The organism is Chryseobacterium sp. DZ-32 (assembly GCF_059587025.1).
In genome coordinates this window covers 82,361-100,590 of sequence record NZ_JCAIOM010000017.1, presented here as the reverse complement: position 1 = coordinate 100,590, position 18,230 = coordinate 82,361, and the positions used below count along the sequence as shown (strand labels likewise).

General features: G+C 38.8%; 17 protein-coding genes. 14 read left to right on the top strand and 3 right to left on the bottom strand.

Going from position 1 to position 18,230, the window contains the following annotated elements:
• Position 1: 1 nt before the first annotated feature.
• From ureC to AC59HC_RS17925, 10 genes are all read left to right on the top strand, one after another.
• Positions 2-1,723: an urease subunit alpha gene (gene ureC / locus AC59HC_RS17970; RefSeq protein WP_343644088.1), complete on the top strand. Its 1,722-nt coding sequence runs from the start codon at positions 2-4 to the stop codon at positions 1,721-1,723.
• A gap of 113 nt (positions 1,724-1,836) precedes the next feature.
• Positions 1,837-2,484 carry a hypothetical protein gene (locus AC59HC_RS17965; RefSeq protein WP_496559102.1) on the top strand — a complete coding sequence of 216 codons (648 nt, stop codon included), beginning with the start codon at positions 1,837-1,839 and terminating at the stop codon, positions 2,482-2,484.
• Positions 2,474-2,983, top strand: coding sequence for an urease accessory protein UreE (gene ureE, locus AC59HC_RS17960; protein WP_429813391.1), 510 nt, complete (start codon positions 2,474-2,476; stop codon positions 2,981-2,983). The genes AC59HC_RS17965 and ureE overlap by 11 nt, the downstream gene beginning before the upstream one ends.
• The gene (locus AC59HC_RS17955) at positions 2,976-3,668 is read left to right on the top strand and encodes an urease accessory protein UreF (RefSeq protein WP_202839031.1); all 693 of its coding nucleotides are present in this window, start codon (positions 2,976-2,978) and stop codon (positions 3,666-3,668) included. The genes ureE and AC59HC_RS17955 overlap by 8 nt, the downstream gene beginning before the upstream one ends.
• A gap of 124 nt (positions 3,669-3,792) precedes the next feature.
• Positions 3,793-4,431 carry an urease accessory protein UreG gene (ureG, locus tag AC59HC_RS17950; protein ID WP_047094673.1) on the top strand — a complete coding sequence of 213 codons (639 nt, stop codon included), beginning with the start codon at positions 3,793-3,795 and terminating at the stop codon, positions 4,429-4,431.
• On the top strand, positions 4,432-5,220 hold the full coding sequence (locus tag AC59HC_RS17945; RefSeq protein WP_062674606.1) for an urease accessory protein UreD: 789 nt from the start codon (positions 4,432-4,434) through the stop codon (positions 5,218-5,220).
• A gap of 163 nt (positions 5,221-5,383) precedes the next feature.
• Positions 5,384-6,085 carry a hypothetical protein gene (locus AC59HC_RS17940; protein WP_496559101.1) on the top strand — a complete coding sequence of 234 codons (702 nt, stop codon included), beginning with the start codon at positions 5,384-5,386 and terminating at the stop codon, positions 6,083-6,085.
• A gap of 217 nt (positions 6,086-6,302) precedes the next feature.
• Positions 6,303-7,190, top strand: coding sequence for an urea transporter (locus AC59HC_RS17935; RefSeq protein ID WP_496559100.1), 888 nt, complete (start codon positions 6,303-6,305; stop codon positions 7,188-7,190).
• A 157-nt stretch (positions 7,191-7,347) separates the two neighbouring features.
• Positions 7,348-9,594 carry a TonB-dependent receptor gene (locus AC59HC_RS17930; RefSeq protein ID WP_411413973.1) on the top strand — a complete coding sequence of 749 codons (2,247 nt, stop codon included), beginning with the start codon at positions 7,348-7,350 and terminating at the stop codon, positions 9,592-9,594.
• 193 nt (positions 9,595-9,787) lie between these two features.
• A complete protein-coding gene (locus AC59HC_RS17925; protein ID WP_411413974.1) occupies positions 9,788-10,678 on the top strand; it encodes an AraC family transcriptional regulator in 891 nt (296 codons plus the stop codon).
• A 131-nt stretch (positions 10,679-10,809) separates the two neighbouring features.
• Here the strand turns inward: AC59HC_RS17925 and AC59HC_RS17920 are convergent, their stop codons facing one another.
• Together AC59HC_RS17920 and AC59HC_RS17915 are read right to left on the bottom strand one after the other, a co-directional pair.
• Positions 10,810-11,916, bottom strand: a complete 1,107-nt coding sequence (locus tag AC59HC_RS17920; protein ID WP_496559099.1) for a DNA topoisomerase IB — start codon at positions 11,914-11,916, stop codon at positions 10,810-10,812.
• 199 nt (positions 11,917-12,115) lie between these two features.
• On the bottom strand, positions 12,116-12,553 hold the full coding sequence (locus tag AC59HC_RS17915; protein ID WP_110011422.1) for a DUF6526 family protein: 438 nt from the start codon (positions 12,551-12,553) through the stop codon (positions 12,116-12,118).
• Between the two features lie 215 nt (positions 12,554-12,768).
• Between AC59HC_RS17915 and AC59HC_RS17910 the strand changes: the two genes are divergently transcribed.
• From AC59HC_RS17910 to AC59HC_RS17895, 4 genes are all read left to right on the top strand, one after another.
• Entirely contained in the window at positions 12,769-14,538 is a 1,770-nt protein-coding gene (locus AC59HC_RS17910) for an aminopeptidase P family protein (protein WP_496559098.1), read from the top strand.
• 605 nt (positions 14,539-15,143) lie between these two features.
• Positions 15,144-15,710, top strand: a complete 567-nt coding sequence (locus AC59HC_RS17905; RefSeq protein WP_062674624.1) for a Crp/Fnr family transcriptional regulator — start codon at positions 15,144-15,146, stop codon at positions 15,708-15,710.
• 53 nt (positions 15,711-15,763) lie between these two features.
• Positions 15,764-16,786, top strand: a complete 1,023-nt coding sequence (locus AC59HC_RS17900) for a saccharopine dehydrogenase (protein ID WP_433631661.1) — start codon at positions 15,764-15,766, stop codon at positions 16,784-16,786.
• Positions 16,783-17,361 (top strand): NAD(P)H-dependent oxidoreductase, encoded by a 579-nt coding sequence (locus tag AC59HC_RS17895; RefSeq protein ID WP_411413978.1) that lies wholly within the window; start codon positions 16,783-16,785, stop codon positions 17,359-17,361. Before AC59HC_RS17900 ends, AC59HC_RS17895 begins: the two co-directional genes overlap by 4 nt.
• A gap of 114 nt (positions 17,362-17,475) precedes the next feature.
• Here AC59HC_RS17895 and AC59HC_RS17890 read toward each other — a convergent pair whose 3' ends face one another.
• Positions 17,476-18,198: a siderophore-interacting protein gene (locus tag AC59HC_RS17890; RefSeq protein WP_343641975.1), complete on the bottom strand. Its 723-nt coding sequence runs from the start codon at positions 18,196-18,198 to the stop codon at positions 17,476-17,478.
• Positions 18,199-18,230: the final 32 nt, after the last annotated feature.

Here is an 18,230-nt window from a genome sequence, read left to right as displayed (position 1 = left end):
GATGAGCTTACACGTAGACAGAAAACAATACGCCAATATATTAGGTCCTACAGCGGGAGATAAAATCAGGCTGGGAGACACTGAAATTATTATTGAAATCGAAAAAGATTTCACTCATTTTGGTGACGAAGCCGTTTTCGGCGGAGGAAAAACCGTTCGTGACGGGATGGGACAGAATGTCACGGCCAAAAGAGACGAAGGCGTTCTGGATCTTTGTATCACAGGAGCGGTAATTATTGACCATTGGGGAATTGTAAAAGGAGATATCGGAATCAAAGACGGAAAGATCGTAGGAATCGGAAAAGCCGGAAATCCTGATACGATGGACGGTGTAACACCTAATATGATCATCGGCGCCTCAACGGAAGTTCACGGAGGGAAAGGATATATTGTAACTGCCGGAGGAATTGATACTCACATTCACTACATCTGCCCTCAACAGATTGAAACATCTCTTTACAGCGGAATCACCACAATGATTGGTGGTGGTACAGGCCCCAATGACGGAACCAATGCTACAACAGTTACTCCCGGAAGATTCAATATGCAGAAAATGCTGGAAGCAGCAGAAGAATATCCTATGAATCTTGGTTTCTTCGGAAAAGGAAACTGCTCGGCAGAAGAACCTATCGAAGAACAGGTAGAAGCAGGTGCTTTGGGAGTGAAAATCCATGAAGATTGGGGAGCAACTCCTGCAACCATTGATGCAGCATTGAAAGTAGCCGATAAATATGACGTTCAGGTGGCCATCCACACAGATACTCTGAATGAAGGAGGGTTTCTGGAAGATACCATGAGAGCCATCAACGGAAGGGTAATCCATACTTTCCACACAGAAGGAGCAGGCGGAGGCCACGCGCCGGATATTATTAAAGCTGCTATGTATCCGAATGTATTGCCGGCTTCAACAAATCCTACGCGCCCTTACACCGTAAATACAATTGATGAGCACCTGGATATGCTGATGGTTTGCCATCATTTGAGTAAAAACATTCCTGAAGATGTAGCATTTGCAGATTCACGTATCCGCCCCGAAACCATTGCAGCAGAAGATATTCTTCATGATATGGGCGTTTTCAGTATCATGAGTTCAGACTCTCAGGCGATGGGAAGACCAGGAGAAGTGATTACCAGAACATGGCAGACGGCAAGTAAAATGAAAGAGCAGAGAGGTGATCTTACTGAAGATAAAGACAGTGGAAATGACAATTACCGTGCAAAAAGATATGTAGCGAAGTATACCATCAACCCGGCTATAGCACACGGTATTTCAGAATATGTAGGATCCATTGAGGAAGGGAAATTAGCGGATTTGGTGATCTGGAAACCGGCCTTATTTGGAGTAAAACCGGAAATGATTGTAAAAGGAGGATTTGTTATTGCTGCTAAAATGGGAGATCCCAATGCTTCTATTCCGACGCCTCAGCCTATTATTTACAGAAATATGTTTGGAGCCCATGGAAAAGCTAAGTTTGGTACTTGCGCGAACTTTGTTTCTCAGATCTCAATTGACAACGGAACCATTGCTTCTTACAAACTGGAAAAAATGATTCTTCCGGTGAAAAACTGTAGAAATATTGGTAAAAAAGACCTTATCCATAATGATAAGACACCTTTAATTGAAGTGAATCCTGAAAACTATAAAGTAACGGTAGACGGAGAATACATCAGTTGTGAACCGGCAGAAACACTTCCTTTAACACAGTTGTATTACTTGTTCTAAGATAAATTTTACGAATAAAACCTAACAGGTTTCAAAAACCTGTTAGGTTTATTTAACAACAAAAAAAGATTTATCAGACCCTATTTTAAAACAATTATAGAACTAAGTGTAAAATGAAATATTTAAATAAAACAGTTTTTTCTCTTGCGATAGCTGGTGTATGTATACTTTCAGGAAATCTGAATGCCCAGTTTTTGGGCGGACACAGGCTTAAAAGTGATGAAGACGGACCCAAAGGGCAGTTTATGGTGTACGGTTCATTAGACTATTCAAAACTTACAACACCATCAAGCAGCAGCAGTACCGTTTCCAGTGCACCGCTTGGAGTAGGGTACTTCATCAATAATAATGACCTTATCGGAGTTAATTATGCTTACTCGCAGAATACAGTGGATCACAATGTAGTTTACAAGCAAAATGAAGCAGGAATCTGGTATAGTCCTTCAGTAATGCTTGGAAAATATTTTATGTTGATTGGTCAAGTGGATGCCCACTATGTTTGGGGACAGCAGCTTTCAACAGCAGCGGATGCCATGCAGAATTTTAACGGATTCCGTCTTCGTGCCTATCCTTTGATCGGAATCGTATTAGGAGGAGGCAGGGCACTGAAATTCAAATTCGCAGAACTTTCAATGCTTCAGACTAAAACAAAAGAAGAGGGCTGGACGAAAAGCTATGTAGCCGGAATCAGCGGTTCAACATTCGGGGTGGGAATCTCCAAAAACTTAGACTTCAGAAAAAAAAACAAAAATGATAATTAATCAAATCATAGGCAATCTTGCTGAAAATCCTACGGAGAAAGCCATAGACTATCTTGATCTGGAATGGTTTGAAACCACCAAAAGAATCCAGCGTAAAAAAACCAGACAGGGAACTGATGTTGCCATCAAGTTTCTCAGAGAAGGACAACGATTACGTGAAGGTGATATTCTTTTTGAGGATGCCGAAAAAATAATTGCAATCAATGTTCTGGAAACGGAAGCCATTGTGATGTCACCCACCTCACTGCTGGAAATGGGAACTGTATGTTATGAGATCGGAAATAAACATATTCCGCTTTTTATTCAGAATGACAAAGTGTTGCTTCCTTTTGAAATGCCGATGTTCAGATGGCTGGAAGCAAGCGGCTTCAAACCGGAAAAACAATCGGTGAAACTGCTGAACCTTCTTAAATCTAATGTAGAGCCTCACGGACATGGAAGTCTCGGCTCCACAATCTTTACAAAAATCTTAAAAATGGCGGCTCCGAAAGATGAATAATATAAATTTCCTGTCAGGATTGCTTCACCTTGCAGATCCTACACTTCCCATCGGAGGATATACCCATTCCAACGGACTTGAAACGTATGTGCAGGAAAGCATTGTACATGATCTGGCAACCGCGAAAGAATTTGTACAGAACATGCTTCAGTACAACCTTAAATTCAATGACGGCGCTTTTGTAAAACTTGCTTATGAAGCAGCAGAAAAGGGAGATTTGCAGCAGCTTTTAGAACTGGATAATGAATGTAAGGCGATAAAATGTCCAAAGGAAATCCGCCAGGCCAGCCAGAAACTGGGTCTCAGACTGATTAAAATATTCAAAAGAAGAGAAAATTCTCCTTTAATGGAAGCTTTTGAGAAAGCCATTCAGCATAAAGAAGCTAATTCCCACTACTGTATTGTGTTCGGAGTGTATGCTTATTTAATGAAAATTCCTTTGTACGAAGCCCTTTTAGGATTTTATTACACTTCGGTTGCCGGGATGATTACCAACGCTGTAAAGCTTGTTCCTCTTGGACAGCTGGATGGACAGGATATTTTATTTTCACTCTATCCCGTCATGGAAAAAACAGCTTTAGAAACTATAGATCTGGACAGAGACATGGTGGGACTTTGTAATACGGCCTTTGATATCAGATGTATGCAGCATGAGAGGCTTTATTCAAGACTTTATATGTCGTAGAAGGTGAAAGGTAAAAGAGCAAATTGACGAATTGCCCATTGAGTGAAACGCACTTGCGATCGAAAAATATTCACAATCAAAAAAACTTAGCGCATATAGCGTTAAAAAATAAAATTTAAATAAAATGGAAAACAGAAAATATATAAAAGTAGGAGTAGCAGGACCTGTAGGTTCAGGAAAAACTGCATTGTTGGAACGTTTAAGCAGAAAATTATTCGGGACTTATGATCTTGGAGTCATCACGAATGATATTTATACCAAAGAAGATGCTGAATTTATGGCGAAAAATAGTCTTCTTCCTCATGACAGAATTATCGGAGTAGAAACAGGAGGCTGCCCTCATACCGCCATTCGTGAAGATGCAAGTATGAACCTTGAAGCGGTAGACGAACTGGCAGCACGTTTTCCGGAAATCGAACTGGTTTTGATTGAAAGTGGAGGTGATAACCTTTCAGCGACATTCAGCCCGGACCTTGCAGATGTTACCATCTTTATCATCGACGTCGCAGAAGGAGAAAAAATCCCTAGAAAAGGAGGTCCTGGTATTACAAGATCAGATTTACTGATCATCAATAAAATTGATCTTGCCCCTTACGTAGGTGCCAGCCTTGAAGTGATGGAAAATGATGCCCGAAGAATGAGAAAAGGAAATCCTTTCGTGTTCACCAACCTCAAAACAGATGAAGGACTGGATAAAGTAATAGGTTGGATTAAAAAATATGCCCTTTTAGAAGAAATTGAAGAACCGAATTTGGTAAGATAAATGGATAGTCATTTAAAAATTATTGCAGGATTTAAGGGAGGAGAATCCTATGTGAAAGACCTTTATGTCTCGCTTCCTTTCAGAGTAGTTTCTGTTGGGCAACGAAAAAGTGACAAAAAGCTCTATCAGATGGTGATGAGCTCCTCTCCGGGAATTCTGGATGGAGATCACTATCATTTGGATGTTGCGCTTGAAAAAGGAGCTGCGCTTCAGTTGCAGTCACAATCCTACCAAAGGCTTTTCAACATGCAGAACAAAGCGCTTCAGGAACTCAATGTTTCTATGGAGGATGAAACTTCTTTCGCTTATGTTCCTCATCCGATTGTTCCTCACGAGGATTCCAACTTTAAAAGTAAAGCCAATATTCATGTTGGTAAAAACAGTCAGATCATCATCAGCGAGATTATTACCTGTGGGAGAAAACATTATGGAGAAGTTTTTAAACTGAAACGTTTTCAGAATATCATGGAAATCTATCATAACAACAAGCTTGTGGTGAAAGATAACGTTCTGATTCAACCTGACATGATCCCGATCAGCAGCATCGGAAATCTGGAACAGTATACGCACCAGGGAACTCTGATCTTCTATAGTACAAAGGAAAATGTAGACAAAAATGGATTGATTGAAGAGATTGTTGAAGCCGCCGCACAGCACCATGAGCAAATGGAAGTAGGGGTTTCTGCAATGGATGAAAATGGTTTTGTAGTAAGAGCTTTGGGACATGGAGGAGAGTTGATGTACAACTTTTTCCTGCATATTCAGGAGATTCTCTGGTCGTTGGAGTAAAAAGAGGTCCTTGTCAAGGTTCAACCTCATGATGATTCGTCTACAAAATTTGAAAGAAGCATATTCAATAGAAGCGGGCTTTAGACCGCTTAACAAAAAGAAATCTTCCATTGGCTTCAGTCAAAACTTAATAAAGAATCTGAAATAACAGAATTAATAAAAAATGGATAGTACAGTTTGGGCACTTCTTGTAAGCGCCGTTTCAATAAGTTTTATACACACCGCTTCAGGGCCGGATCATTACCTGCCTTTCATAGTGATCTCAAAATCTAAGAAGTGGAGCGGCATGAAAACAGCCATATTAACGGTTGTCTGCGGTTTCGGACACGTATTCAGTTCTCTGATTTTAGGTTTTATCGGAGTTTTCCTCGGATGGCAGCTGAATAAAATCTCCTGGTTTCAGGATATGAGAGGGAATTTCTCAGGATGGGCACTGCTGATCTTTGGCGGTGTTTACCTTGTGTACGGCCTCATCCAGGCGATCAGAAACAAACCGCATAAGCATTTTGATGTAATGGGTGATGATGTGTACGTATACGAACATAACCACAGCGAAATCGTAATGCCTCAAAAAAGAATAAAGGTAACACCGCTTATCCTGTTCATGATTTTCGTGATGGGGCCAAGTGAACCTTTGATCCCCCTATTATTTTATTCAGGAGTAAAACATTCCATGTCTGAAATTGCCGTACTGGTAACTTCTTTCACAGCAACTACAGTATTAACCATGCTTGGGATGGTTCTTTTGGGGCGTTATGGTTACTCAACATTATTCAATACCGAAAAACTTGAAAGATATATGGGAGTAGTAAGTGGAGCAGTAGTAACTGTGTGCGGAGTTGGAATGGTCTTTCTTGGATGGTAAACGGGTTTCGGGGTTTTGAGTTTCGGGATTCGAGCGGGAGAGTTTGAGAGTTTTAAGGTTGAAGAAAAAATTAAAGCTGAAAAAGAAGAACTGTCAATCTCATATCTTTTATCTTAATCTAATCCCCGCAACCCACAACCCACAACTCGCAACTCGCAACCCGAATCTAGCAACGAAAAACAAGCAACAACCCCATTATTAATAAATTAAAAAAACTATGGACGAATTTTTCAAAAAACTGCCTTTTTTAGACCATATTTTAAAAGGAATCGGGCAGATTATGCTCCAGGAAAACAGATGGACAGGACTCCTGTTTCTGATAGGGATTTTTATGGGAAGCTGGCAGTGCGGAGTGGCGGTATTGCTTTCAACAGCAGCCGGAACTTTTATCGCAATGAAGCTTAATTATGACAAATCTGAAATCAATGCGGGACTTTATGGTTTCAGTGCAGCTCTTGTAGGGGTAGCATTGGCATTTCTATTTGAGACAACCTTGCTGATCTGGATTTTAATAGTTTTGGGCGGTGCATTGGCGGCTGTTATTCAGCATTTCTTTATCCAAAAGAAAATACCGGTGTTTACTTTTCCTTTTATCATTATTACATGGATATTGGTATTTGTACTCCATCATTTTACCAATATTCCGCCTTCTGAAATGCTAAGCAGTGAAGTGGTTCCTTCAGAATATGATGACTTTCTTACCTGTACCAATGGCTTTGGGGAAGTGATATTTCAGGGAGGAGTGCTTTCCGGGATTATTTTCTTTCTGGCGGTTTTTATTAGCTCTCCGATAGCTGCTTTATATGGATTGGCAGCGTCTATTTTGGGTGCAGGATTATCACAGTTGAATGGCGAACCCATCAAAGAAATCCACATGGGATTATTTGGATTTAATGCTGTGCTTTCCGCAATTGTTTTTTCCGGAGTCAAAAAAACGGATGGTTTATGGGTATTGATCGCCGTTCTCATTACCATTGCCATTGATGATCTTTTAATAGACAATCACTGTCTGGATATGGTGGGTGGAGTATTTACTTTCCCATTTGTAGCCGGAACATGGATTACACTTTTGATTCAAAAAATATTTCTTAAAACAAAAAAATAAAAAGTTGGAGAGTCTTAGAGTTTAAGAGTGAGAAAGTTCAATGTTTAAGGTTTTTTCATAATGATTGACAATTCACTTGCGAAGCAAAATTCACCATTGATATTCCTCTAACTTCTAACCTCTGGTTTCTAAAATCAAAATATAATTAAACTAAAAAATGAAAGTAACAAAAATAGCAGCCGTATTTCTGGCTATGGCATTCAGTGGAAAAATGATGGCGCAGGAAGCAGAAAAACAGTTGCTGATAAAAGATGCAGATGACAAATTTCCCATTGCCGATGCTTTGGTAAAATATGACCACGGAAACAGCCATACCCACACAGGAACAGACGGAACATTTTCCATTCCTGTAAAATCTCTTCCCGATACCCTTGTGGTCAGCCGTCAGGGATATGATGAGGTAAAATGGGTCGTGACCAATGATGATGATAAAAATAAAGTTATTTTTTTACAGCATAAGCCCTTTCAGATTTCTGAAGTAGCCATCAATCACAGTTCATTTCTGTCTGCTATTACCAAGGTTGATCTGAATAAATTTCCGGTAAATTCAGCGCAGGATCTGTTGAGGAAAGTTCCAGGATTATTTATTGCACAGCATGCCGGAGGAGGAAAAGCAGAACAGCTTTTTTTAAGAGGATTTGATGCGGATCATGGTACCGATGTAAGCGTCAATGTAGACGGAATGCCTGTGAACATTGTTTCTCACGCCCACGGTCAGGGATATTCTGATTTACATTTTGTGATTCCTGAAACAGTAAACAATATCGATTTTGGAAAAGGAGCCTATTACATGGACCGTGGGGACTTTAATACCGCTGGTTATGTTGATTTTCAGACCTACAATGGCTTGAAAAACAGTATGATTAAACTGGAAGGAGGTTCTTTCAACTCCAAAAGAGTATTGGGAATGTTCAATATTCTGCATGATGATCTTGGTAGAAAGAATGCGTATGTGGCAGCGGAATACAACTATACCGACGGACCTTTTGATGTAAAACAGAATTTTAACAGGGTTAATATCTTCGGTAAATACAATCAATGGCTGACTGACAAAGATTACTTCAATATCCAGTTCTCAACATTCAATTCTTCATGGAATGCTTCCGGACAGATTCCGGAACGTGCTGTAGACGAAGGAATCATTGGCCGATGGGGAAGTATAGATCCTACTGAAGGTGGGAAAACTTCCAGAACAAACCTCCAGATGAACTTTAAGCACATTATTTCTCCTTCCGAGCAGATTGATGCGATGGCTTTTTATTCAAAATACAATTTCAACCTGTATTCCGATTTTACCTTTAATTTAAAGGATAAAGAGCATGGAGACGAAATTCAGCAGACGGATGGAAGAAATATTTACGGTGCTGAAGTAAAGTATACAAAGACTTTTTCTTTTGCCAACAGCTCTTTAAACTGGACTTCAGGAATCGGACTAAGAAATGATGATATCAATACCTTACAGCTTAATCACGTTTATCACAGAGACCTTCTGCTGGACAGACTATCCGATGTGACAGGAACGGAAACCAATCTTCATGCCTATTCAGGATTGATATGGAAGACAGGAAAATGGACCATCAATCCGGCTTTGAGAGTGGATCATTTTATCTTTAATATGCACAATCTCCTGGATGTGGAGCAATTACCTTCCGGACAGTCGAAAGAAGCAACAAGACTGAGTCCCAAACTGAATTTTTCCTATGCTCAGAATGACAATGTCATGTGGTTCCTGAAAACAGGAATGGGTTTCCACTCCAATGACCTGAGAGTAGTAGTTCCCAATAAGAACGAAAATACTCTTCCGTACTCCATCGGAGCGGATTTTGGGGTAAGATTACACCCGTTCAAATCCTTGATCATTACTCCGGCATTATGGTATATGGATCTTCAGCAGGAATTTGTGTATGTAGGAGATGATGCAGTAGTAGAACCTTCCGGAAAATCAAGACGTTTCGGGGCTGATCTTGGTGTTCGTTTCCAGCCATTGGAAAATTTTTACCTGAATGCAGATATCAATTATTCCCACGCCAGATTTACCGAAGAAGAAAAAGGCCAGGACTACGTTCCGCTGGCTCCGGTAGTTACCAGTACCGGATCTGTCAACTGGGATTTCCTGAATGGTTTTTCTCTGGGACTTCAGTACAGATATCTGGGAGCAAGACCCGCTGTTGAGGATAACAGCATCAGAACAAAAGCCTATTTTGTGAATGATTTGATGCTTTCCTATAACCGTCAGAAATGGGGAGCGAATATTCAGATGAACAACCTTTTCAATGTAAAATGGAATGAAGCTCAGTTTGCCACAGAAACGCAGTTAAAAGGAGAAGCAGAACCCATTACAGATCTTACTTATACACCAGGAAGTCCTTTTGGAGTGAGAGTAGGAGTGTATTATAAGTTCTAAACATGAGAGTGGGAGAGTAGTAGAGTGAGAGGGTGAGAGAGTTTGAGAGTAGAAGGGTTGAAGAGAGTAAATTATGGGTTTCGGGATACGTGTTTCGGGGTCTTTACTATTTAGACTTTAGCTTTTTCACTCTTTTACTTACCTCCTTTGCTTTAAAATATTTTGTATAACTTTAAATAATCATAACAAGGATATGGAAGTACTATCCAATTTTCAATATAAAAAGCTTTTTCTGCCGAATATTACGGATAAGATATTGGCTAATAATGCTGATATACAGCTGTATCGGATAGAAAATTATCTTAAAGGTATTCTGATGCCGGTGATTCCGTATCGTACCACATTCAATTTTATTATTTTCGTTACCAATGGCCATATCAGACAATATCTTGAAAATAAAGAATATCATGCTGAAAAAGGAGGTGTGATCTTTATTAAGCAAGGGACAATTACCGCAACCGTAGAGCTGTCAGACGATATTGAAGGTTTCTTCCTTGCTTATGAAAATAATATTCTATCTGAACAGGAACTGCCAAAACATAAAAGCAGTATCTTTTTCATGACACCTTTCCTGAATCTGGACAGCTTAACCTACGGAACCATCACACAGCTTCTTCCGATAATGGAACAGGAATTATGGTTGAATAATCTCAATGTGAATGATGTCGTTGTGACAATGCTTCATTTGATTCTGATCAAAATGCTGAGTACAGATTCTGATACCCATCACAAATCTGCAACACGGCCCATGGAGCTGTCCCTGCAGTTCCGTGATCTTTTGTTCAAATACCATGTCGGAGAAAAGAGAGTGGCTTTTTATGCTGATAAATTGTCTGTTACAGAAAGTTATCTGAATAAATGTGTCAAAGGAGTTACTCAGAAATCCCCAAAACAATGGATCAATGAGATTGATATCAATTACAGCAAAGCATTACTTCACTCCAGTAAAGATATTGCAGAAATTGCCTATGAACTGAATTTCCATACCGCATCCCATTTTACCCAGCTTTTCAAAAAAATTGCAGGAATCACCCCGAAGGAATACAGGATTCAGTTTTTGAATAACAGCAGGATTTCAGTCTGATATAAAGAATCGAATTTGTGTAATGTCAATGGTCAATTTTTGCTGCGTAAGGGAATAGTCAATGATGCTGAAGTACAGAATAAAAAATTCACTGCGAAGCAAATTCACCATTCACTATTGATTGGTCTCCCTTACATCTTTTCATTTTCCAGAATCTTCAGCACCAGTCTTTCTTCTTTTGTAAGATCGGCTTTTCCGTCATTTTCTTCTATCACTTCCAGTTCATCAAGATATTTTTTGATACTATTATTCTCATAAAGGTTAATGACTAAAGGATGAACATAATACTTTTTGCAGACAGCCGATGTATTTCCCAGGTTTTCTGCCACGATATCCAGGGCTTCTTTTACCTTCTTTTTATATTCAGTGTCATTTTCCGCATATCCGATCTCTTTAAAAGCGATCAGAGCACTTACGGTTCCGGACCATGTTCTGAAATCCTTAGCGGTAAAATCTTCACCACTGATCTCTTTAATATAGTCGTTCACCATCCCGGAATCGACGGAATGGCGGTTTCCTTCATCATCAAAATACTGAAAAAGCTCTTTCCCGGGAATATCCTTGCATTTCTGAATAAGCCTTGCCAACCTTGGACTCCTGAGGTCGATTTGATGCATGACACCTTTCTTCCCTTTAAAAGAAAAAGAAATTTTTTGTCCTTTTACCTTTACATGTTTATCCATTAATGTGGTCAGACCAAAAGAACCGTATAATTTTTCATATACGTTATTCCCGATACGGATATTGGTTCTTTGCATAAGGCTTACAATTAAGGCAAGGATTTTTCGTTTCTCAAAATTTCTCAGGGCAAGATCCTGTTCTATATGCAGACGGATGTCCGGTAATGCATATCCGAACTGAAGCATTCTGTAAAATTTTGTATGATTTCTTAAAGCACTCCACAGAGGGTGGTAGCGGTACTGTTTTCTTTTTTTTACATCGAAACCCGTGGCCTGAAGATGGCCATTGTCAAGAGCACAGATCCATACATTTTCCCACGCAGGCGGAATCACCAGTTTATTGATCCGGGTAATTTCGTCTTTATCCTTTATTTTTTCTCCGTCTTTATAATAGGAGTATTTCTTCCCGGTTTTCTTACGGGTAATTCCGGCGGTTTCCGCATCGGTGGTATATACGAGATGTACCGCCTTTGCAGAAGCTTCCGGATCCTTCATTATTTTAACAATTTTTGAAGGCTTAAGGTGAGAAATGATTTCCAAATCTGTATTCTTCTCCATAAAACATGGTTAAGAGTTTTTACCCCTCGAAAAAATCAGTAAAATAATCCCTACTATCACACAGACTAAGATTATTCCCCACCACATTCCTGCCTTAAAAATTGTTTCTACGGCTTCACAACTTGTTAATGTCAGTATACTTAACAGTATAATACTATAAAAGCTCCATTTTTTCATAGGTATATATTTTGTAGGTGTGTTAAATTCTGAGTCGGTCAGCTCTCCATTTTTTGATAGACCTTTTAATTTCGTCTCCTGAGATGTTTTCATGAAGTGCTCTGTATAAAAGCTCTTTGAATTCATCATCATACGTAAATCTCAATGCAGCAATCTGATCGAATTTCAGTTTTTCAGCAGTTTCATCAGACCTTTTATTGAAAATTTCGAAATAACGCTGTTTAAATTCCAGTATAACCAACCGGTTTTGAAGTCCCAGCGCATAATGCTGCCTTGTCATCAGTGCCAGATAAAAAAGCAAAAAAATCACGACAGAAAACAGTATCCAGATCAGCTGATTTCCGGGGTCATCCCAGATTTTGTAAATTCCTAAAATCTCCAATATCATAAGCAATGGAAGATAAATAAAATGATGTGGCGGATAAAATTTCCTGTGGTTATTGTAGTTTTGCTGTTTCATGCAATAAAATGTAGCAATAATCTTTCCAAAAATTTATTATTTTGATAATGTGGTAGTTTTTTTTACTTAAAAATGGTTTGTTTTGTTAAATATATTTAGTTGTTTAGTTTTTTTCAGAACACTTTAAGAATAAAGAATTATTAAGCAAAATAGCCGGTAGATTTACCTTCAGACATCAAATTTTTTGTAACTTTCGGTGGTTAAAAATAAAAAGAATGACTTCAAAGGAAAAAGTTGCTGCGCTTCGTGAAGAAATGCAGAAAAATAATGTTGATGCATTTATAGTATATTCTGCAGATCCGCATATGAGCGAATACCTTCCCGAAGAATGGCAGGAGAGAGCCTGGCTTTCCGGCTTCTTAGGTTCTGCCGGTTTTGTGGTAATTACCAAAGATAAAGGCGGACTTTGGACAGACGGAAGATACTTTACACAAGCTGCTATAGAGCTGGATGGTTCCGGAATTGATCTCTTCAAAGATGGAATGGAAGGAACTCCCAATTATATCGACTGGATTATTTCAGAAATTCCTTCAGGCGGTAAAGTGGCGGTAAATGCTGTTGCAGCCTCTCATGCCAACTGGGAACTGCTTTCTCAAAAACTCAACTCCAAAAATATTACGCTGTCAGATATTCCGCTTTTAAAAGAAGTATGGAAAGACAGAGGAACTCCATCTGCTAATCCTATCTTTGTTCATCCGGTTGAAAGAGCCGGTAAATCAGTATCCGATAAAATTGCTGCGATCCGTCAGAAAATGGAAGAGCAGGAAGCTACCGTACACATTATCTCAAGTCTTGATGATGTGGCATGGACACTGAACCTGAGAGGAAGTGATGTAGAAAGCAATCCTGTATTCTTAGGATACATTGTGATTACTAAAAATGATGCTGTTCTGTTCACAGGATTAGAGAAAATGGAAGTGGCTGCAAGAAAACAAATGGATGATTCCTTTGTAAAAATGATGCCTTACGAAGAATTCTACAATTATCTGAAAACTTTCAAAAACGAAAAAGTTTTGGTTTCTCCGAACAGCAACCAACAGATTTTTGAAACATTAAAATCAGACAATCAGTTTATCAAAGCTCCGGTTCCCGGCAATCTGATGAAAGCTCAGAAAAACGAAGCTGAGCTGAATGGTTTCAGAACAGTAATGGTAAGAGACGGAGTAGCAATGGTGAAATTCCTTTACTGGCTAACGCACAATGCAGGAAAAGAAGCCATGAATGAATATTCTATCGGGCAGAAACTGAGAGGATTCCGTGCAGAAGGTGAAAACTTTGTGGGAGAAAGCTTTGGTTCTATCGTTGGATATAAAGATAACGGTGCTATCATGCACTATTCTGCTAAAAAAGAAGGAAGCAAAGAAGTAACGAACGCGGACACAATCCTGGTAGATTCAGGAGGCCAGTACCTTGAAGGAACTACAGATATTACGAGGACTTTTGCCTTAGGAACCCCTTCGGAAGAGTTTAAAAGAAATTCAACATTGGTGCTACAGGGATTGATCCGTTTATCTATGGTGAAATTCCCGAAAGGTACAAAAGGAGTACATCTTGATGCTATTGCAAGACTTCCGCTATGGATGGAAGGTAAAGATTTCAACCACGGAACAGGACATGGAGTAGGAAGCTTTATGAATGTACACGAAGGACCGCAAAACATCAGAAAAGATCTGAATCCTCAGGAACTTCTTCCGGGAATGGTTTGTTCAAATGAACCCGGATACTATCTTGAAGGACACTATGGAATTCGTCATGAAAACCTGATTGCAGTAAAAGAAGCAGAGAAAACAATTCACGGAACATTCTATGAATTTGAAACATTAACATTCTGCCCGTTCTTCAAAGATACTGTGGTAAAAGAAATCCTTTCAGAAAGCGAAATCGCATGGCTGAATGGTTACCATAAAACTTGTGAAGAAAAGCTTGCTCCACACCTGGATGGAGAAGTTAAAGAATGGTTCCTGCAACTGGTAAGCCCTCTTTAATAAACATTCAAAGGTGAAATCAGGTGTCAATCATCACTTTAAACCTTGAATGATAAACATTAAACTGGATATTGTTAGATAATCCAAAAGTCCTGTAAGGTATTTCCTTCAGGGCTTTTCTTTTTATACAACCGTATTTTTACGGATATAATTTTAGGGATTCCACTGATGCATAAAAAATAAGGTTCACCTATCTTTGTTACAACAAAACATCATTCATATCTTCATAAATAACTCAAGTAAATTCAAAACGGTAGATCATCTCGTCCTGAGATGATTTTTTTTGTTTTCAATTGAAATTTGTATGACTATTCCTTCTTTAAAAAGAGGCTATCCCAAGTCTAAAAGTGTCATTCTGAACACAGACTGAAAGTCTGCGAACGCAGTTCAGGAATGTAGTGAAGAATCTCACGATTCTGATTATTAATGAGATTTTTCCTTCGTCAGAAGTCGAAGATTCGACATAGTCAATGACAAAAGCCAAATTATTTCACTTTTGAGATAGTCTCCGTGTTTGCTTTCTTAAAACAGAATTTTATAAAAATGAAAATGCTGCGTTTACAAAGAAGTATTTTATTTATTTTCGCTGAAACTTATTTGATATCATGGAACGTGACTATTTTCGAAGCTTTAATCTGTTTTCAGAAGATGAAATTGAAGAATTTCTGAAGTTTTCTGAGTTCAGACTTATCAATAAAAATGATTATTTCATACAGGAAGGAGAGCTTTGTAAGGAAGTAGGCTTGGTGAAGTCTGGTATTTTCCGTTCTTTTTATACTTCTGACGAGGGAAAAGATATGACATATTGCTTCAGGTTTCCCAATCATATGATCGCTGCCTATTCGTCATTTGTTTCCGGATGCCCAAGCAAAGAAAGTATGCAGGCTATTACCAATGCTGAGGTGATTATCATTAAAAAAGAAGCGGTAGATGAACTGGTAAAAAATAGTGTAAACTGGACGAAATTTTTAAAGATTATTGCAGAGCAGGAATATCTTGAACTTGAAACACGGTTTTTCCAGCTCCAGAGAGACAGTGCCGGCCAGCGGTATGAAACATTATTAAAGAATCATCCTGATTATATTCAAAACATTCCATTGCAGTATCTGGCTTCCTACCTTGGCATTACCCAACGTCACCTGAGCCGTATCAGAAAGGAAATTTCTTTTTAGACATTTGTCCTGCTTATTGAAACAGCAGCACTCTACTTTTGTCAAAAAAAGTTATGGAGCAAAATATTCTTATAATTGGAGGAAATGGGTTGGTAGGTAAAACAATTTCCCGTATTCTGAAATCAAGAAATCCTCATCTTACTGTTTTCATCGGAGGAAGAAAAGGGGGGAAAACAGACAAAGACCTGAAAATCGATGTCACAGATCCTTCCTCTTTTAAAGTGATCATTGAGAAAAAAATACAACTCATCATTCTTTCTGTGAATGATAAAGAAGATCATGTACTTCGTTTTGCCATTGATCATCAAATAGATTATCTGGATATTACCAAGCCTACTCCGGCTTTGGTGAAAGCTTATGATATTGCCAGAAAATCAGACATCAACAGCAGAATTGTCTTCAGCTCAGGATGGATGGGCGGGATTGTCCCGGGGTTGGCTAATATTCTTTCAGACTCAGGAGATATTAATGAAGTAAAACTCTTTGTCTATTATTCCGTAAAGGATCTTGCAGGGGAAAGTTCAGCTCACTTTATGGCAGAAAATGTAGCCGTTCCTTTTGTTCATTATAAGAACGACAAACCCGTTTCAATACGGCATTTTCTTGATACGGAAACCTTCAATTTCTCTTTTGGAATTGGGTATAGAAGTGCCTATAATTTTGATGTGCCGGATCTGTATATTTTCAACAAAGTAGAAAGAATTTCCGATGTGACTGTGAAGATGACCTACAATTCAAAATTCATTACCTGGCTGCTGGGAGCATTTCAATATCTCAGAATCTACAATATTTTGTCTTTAAAAGAAAGAAAAATGATTTTTGGGTCCAGTGGAAACGGAGATCAGGCGGTCTTTGAAATTGTAGTTGATGATCATTCAGGACAAAAGAAACTGAGTTTGCAGAGTGAAAAAGGACAAGCAGAATTAACCGCTTTATCTGCTGTTCTGCACACCGAAGAACTGCTGAGAAATCCTCATGAAAACAAGGTGTATTTCAGCCATCAGCTGCATGAGCCTTTATCATTAATGGCACAGCTTAATGCCTACGATTCTATCAATATTAATGTGAAATCATGAAAAAAATAGCCATTATCAACGGGCATCCCAATAAAGATTCTTTCAATTTTGGGGTAACAGAAGCTTACAGGTTGGGAGCCTCAGAAGCAGGAGCAGAAGTGCGGGAAATTGTAATACGGGATCTCAACTTTAATCTCAATTTACAGTTTGGATATCAGAAAAGAATGGAGCTTGAGCCGGATCTGATCAAAGCCTGGGAAATTATTCAGTGGGCAGATCATCTCGTTTGGGTACATCCGGTTTGGTGGGGAGGATTTCCTGCCTTGATGAAAGGATTTATAGACCGTCTTTTTTTACCGGGAATGGCCTATAAATATCGTGAAAATTCTGTGTGGTGGGACAAGCTTTTAAAAGGTAAAACAGCCCACATTATTACCACATTAGACCAACCTGGATGGTATTACCGTCTGTTTTTTGGCAGACCCAGTGTCAATCAGCTTAAAAAATCCATACTTGAATACTGTGGGGTAAAACCGGTGAAAGTGACTTATGTAGGTATTATCAGGAATTCTAAAGAGGAGCAACGGTCTCAATGGCTTAGTAAGGTGAGGGAATTAGGAAAGAAGTATAAATAATTTGCACCTTATTTTTTGGGTAACGGAAAATGATAACTTTATCTGGTAATAATGGTGTTTTATTAGCAGATAAAGTTTCATTATTAAAGTAGAAACACTTTTGTTGATCCATTTTTACAGTCCTTTTTTCCCTTCAATCCAGTAGGCTTGTGATTTGATGCACTTCGGGGAAACACCTCTGGCTTTAAGGAATTTCCTGATCAGAGACATTCGTCCTCCGTTTCCTGTGATATAAAAAATAACCTCATCATCAGAGATGGATTCTTTTTCTTCTTGCAGAAAATCATTCAAAGCTTCAATCATTCTCATGGTATTGTTTTTAGGACAGTGATAGCCATATAAATTAAGCTTTTCAAGAGCAGAACAATCATCAAGCTCATGAAGACAAATGAACAAAGAACCCGATTCCTCCACCGCTTCCTTGATCGAAAGAGAACTTCCCAATGATGTTTCATCTCCCAGAGAAAAATGAATCCGGGCACCGGGAGTAAAGAATTGTTTTCCTCTGGGCATTAAAAGTTTTATGGAATCTCCTTCTCTCAGTTGGGTTACAAAATGACTTCCTGCAGCAGACATGTCATGCAAATGAAACAAAATATCGAAAGTTCCTGCTTCTTTGTTAAAATTAAAAGGAGAATAATTCCTGAAATCCCTGTCGTTGATTCTTATTCCAATGGCATAGGCAGGTTCATAAGGAACATTCTCTAATTCTGTTTCAAAGCGTATCAGTCGAAGATCATTGGTGATCTGTTCTATATGGTTAACGGTGCATTCTTTGAATTTTGAGGACCAGACATTTTCTACGGTGTCATTGATCCATTTTGGTAGGCTCGGCATAAATCATTTTTATTGCAAAGGACGTTGCAAAA